This is a genomic window from Pedobacter sp. 01N416, from assembly GCF_056399685.1.
In genome coordinates this window covers 1-3,055 of record NZ_JBFTRT010000735.1, presented here as the reverse complement: position 1 = coordinate 3,055, position 3,055 = coordinate 1, and the positions used below count along the sequence as shown (strand labels likewise).

Sequence of the window (3,055 nt, the reverse complement as noted above, 5' to 3'; positions counted from 1 at the left end):
ATAAAAACACTCCTTTTACCAAAATACGCATGAGAATAAGCAGCGATGAGGAGATAAAAAAGTTCAATATCAATGCCTTATCCATTTGATGCCAAAGCAATTGAAAACGTTGTGAAAGTATTTTATTTACACTAACAAAGAGTAAGCTGGTTACAAAAACCGCAAGGAAGACCCTCAAAATATCTTCGGTATTGGAATAACGGATAATACCGGTGTGTATTCTTAGTGAAATGAAAACACCTGCAGCGATGGAACAATAAAGTGCCACGTAAACTGCATTGCCTGAGTTAAAAACGTCGGTGTAGTTTAATGTATTGGTTAATACAATGGATATAAACAATGTCCATACAACGATCATCTGATCAATCAATAAAATTAACCACCTTGAGTGTGCTCTGTCTGGAAAGAAGAAATTTTTCATAATTGAGAATCATTAAATATTTGTTTAAAGTTTATTGAGGTATCATTCTATAGAGGGGGAAAAAGTCTATATCGGTATGTAACTGGTTACCCGATTTTTCTACCAACTGATTGTAAACGGCTTTATTGGCAATAAAACGCCAACTGCAATAATCTAAAACCATACTCGAAAAACCCAGTTTCCATTCAAATAGCGAATCTTCTTTATAACCAAGTCCACCACCTAAATGGTAGTATTTCATCTTCCATTTGCGACCTAACTCACTAATTTCATCGACCAAGAATTTAGCTGGAGAATTTTTAAGATAATGGGCATTAGTGGCAATTAAGTGTCCTTCTATAATGCTATTGGTACACATAATTATACTGCCACAAACTAAATCATCGTTCGAATAAACCAGGATTAACTTACAGTCGAATTCTGTAGCCTGAACAAGCTTGGTAAAGTATTCTTCAGTAAAAAGATAAAAATCAGCAGCACTAATACGGTTCATATTAGATTGATAAAGCTTCGTGAAAGCAGCGATATCTTCCTGACTGGCAGCCTCAACAGCAATATAACCAAACTTTCTACATTATATAAGAATGCTGAAAAAGCATTTAGAAAATTTTCTTTCAAACTATCGCTCATATCGGTAAATTTCAGGTTAGAAACAGGACCTGAATATCCGTAAACGCAATGCAGATCGTAATATGGCGTATCCTGGATTGCACGTTCCAATAAAGGCATAGCAATAAAATTATTGGCTTCGCAATACACAAATAAAATGGGCCTTCCGTTAGTTGCCATAGCATGATAGTGCCAGGTATGATAAAAATCATAATCGACAGCCAAGCTAATATACTTTACCCAATCGTCTTTTTGCGCTAAAGTTAATTGCAAAGTAGTGCCCGCAGCATTATTTTCAATCAGCATATCCATTTTATTAAAAGAAATAATAATTAATTACGAAGCAATTATAGGACTACGGTAGAGTGGAAAAAAATCAACAGTCGAAAAAGGATCTAGCGATCTTTCGTTTAAAAGTGCATTGTATAATTCATTATTGGCAATATACCGCCAGCTATTAAATTCGAAACATAAATTAGAGAAACCCATCTTCCAACCAAAAAGGTTATCTTCTTTAAAATTAACACCCCCACCCAGGTTAAAGTATTTATATCCTAATTGTCTACCAATTATGGTAATTTCATCAGTTAATAATTTAGCTGGCGATTCGAACAGGTAAGCGGTTCTGGTAGCCAAAAGGTGCACCTGCATAATTTCTTTGGTACAAACTACTATGGCGCCAGATATGGCTATCCCATCTTTATACACCAAAAAAAGCTTGCTATCAAATTCATCAGAAGAAAGTAGCGCAACGAAATAGGCATTATTAAAAAGGTAATGGTCTTTTGCGCCTATTCGAATCATATTTTCGGTATATATTTCAGAAAATATACCCGCATCATTAATATCGGTCGAAATTCGGACTTCATAATCGCGCTTTCGTAACCGCCTGATTTTTTCTTTTACGCTTTTTCGGTAGCCTGCCCTTTGACTTTCAATGGTTGTGGTTAAATCGATTGCCACTGTTTTTCCATTGGCATATACTCCAGAAAACTTCTCCATTAACCTTTCCTGATTAAAAAACGGATGCAATCTGGAAAAAACGGTTACATTTTGACCAGTTTCGAGATACGCTATGAATGTATTTTTAAAGCGTTCCATAAAATCATCGTCCAAAGAATTGAAGTCCATGTTTGAAATAGGCCCTGTATATCCATAAACCGATGTAAAATCAAAAAAATCGGAACCAGGAATGTTTCTCTTCAAAAGTGGGAATGCAATGTAATTTTCGCCTTCCTCATACACAAACAGTATAGGTAAACCACTTTTATCTAAAGAGTGATAATACCAGGTGTGATAAAAATCGTAATGCAAAGCACGCTTTACATATGCAGACCATTCTTGTTTATCATCAATTGTAATAATCTTTCTCATTTCGAGCTATTAAATTAGGGTAGATTTAAAGTAACTAGTTTAGTTTGTGGCAAGTAAAACAGATGAATTAATTACCATTTTTATGAAATCTTCCTGCTGTGAAACAGGTTGAAAGCCTACTTTTTTATAAATAGAATAAGCAGCCAGGTTATCTGAATGTACTTCTAAGAAAATGTGTTTAAGGTTAAGGTTATAAAAGGCATATTTTAACAACATTAAAGAGGCATTATAGCCTATGCCCTTCCCCCAGTATTTCTTTTCGCCGATGAAGAGGTGAAATTCTGCACTATCGTTTCCGATATCGAGCAACTGAATATTGCCAATGTATTCATTGGTGTTTTTTACGCAGATGGCAAAACGTTTTTCGTTGGTCAGATTTAGTTTATTTAATAGCCATTGTTTTTCAACTTCGGCGGTAATTGGCTCTTTTAACACAAATTTGGTGTACGACCACACTTCAGGATCGTTTCTCCACTTGTACGACACATCTGCATCTTTTAACGCTAATGGCCTTAGGTAAATCTGAGTGTTCATATGAGCGGTTTTAAAGCTTTAACAATTACTTTCATATCGGTTATGCTGTAGCGGTGATCAATTGGTAACGAAACAAGATGTTTAGCCAGAAAGTATTCATAACTATCAACATGTGCC

4 protein-coding genes and 1 pseudogene are annotated in these 3,055 nt (G+C 35.2%); all 5 read right to left on the bottom strand.

The window, feature by feature from the left end; genetic code table 11:
- Nucleotides 1-421, bottom strand: a pseudogene (locus AC1DND_RS26465) (polysaccharide biosynthesis protein); the annotation flags it as partial.
- Nucleotides 422-452: 31 nt separating this feature from the next.
- Nucleotides 453-914, bottom strand: a complete 462-nt coding sequence (locus AC1DND_RS26460; RefSeq protein WP_477585659.1) for a GNAT family N-acetyltransferase — start codon at nt 912-914, stop codon at nt 453-455.
- Entirely contained in the window at nt 911-1,336 is a 426-nt protein-coding gene (locus AC1DND_RS26455) for a hypothetical protein (RefSeq protein WP_477585657.1), read from the bottom strand. Before AC1DND_RS26455 ends, AC1DND_RS26460 begins: the two co-directional genes overlap by 4 nt.
- Nucleotides 1,337-1,366: 30 nt before the next feature.
- On the bottom strand, nt 1,367-2,404 hold the full coding sequence (locus AC1DND_RS26450) for a GNAT family N-acetyltransferase (RefSeq protein WP_477585656.1): 1,038 nt from the start codon (nt 2,402-2,404) through the stop codon (nt 1,367-1,369).
- Between the two features lie 39 nt (nt 2,405-2,443).
- Complete coding sequence (locus tag AC1DND_RS26445; protein ID WP_477585654.1) at nt 2,444-2,938, bottom strand: GNAT family N-acetyltransferase; 495 nt, start codon at nt 2,936-2,938, stop codon at nt 2,444-2,446.
- Nucleotides 2,939-3,055 lie beyond the last annotated feature (117 nt).

Coding starts and splice junctions, on each gene's coding strand:
- AC1DND_RS26460 (WP_477585659.1), bottom strand. CDS start 914: ATGAACCGTATTAGTGCTGCTGATTTTTATCTTTTTACTGAAGAATAC.
- AC1DND_RS26455 (WP_477585657.1), bottom strand. CDS start 1,336: ATGCTGATTGAAAATAATGCTGCGGGCACTACTTTGCAATTAACTTTA.
- AC1DND_RS26450 (WP_477585656.1), bottom strand. CDS start 2,404: ATGAGAAAGATTATTACAATTGATGATAAACAAGAATGGTCTGCATAT.
- AC1DND_RS26445 (WP_477585654.1), bottom strand. CDS start 2,938: ATGAACACTCAGATTTACCTAAGGCCATTAGCGTTAAAAGATGCAGAT.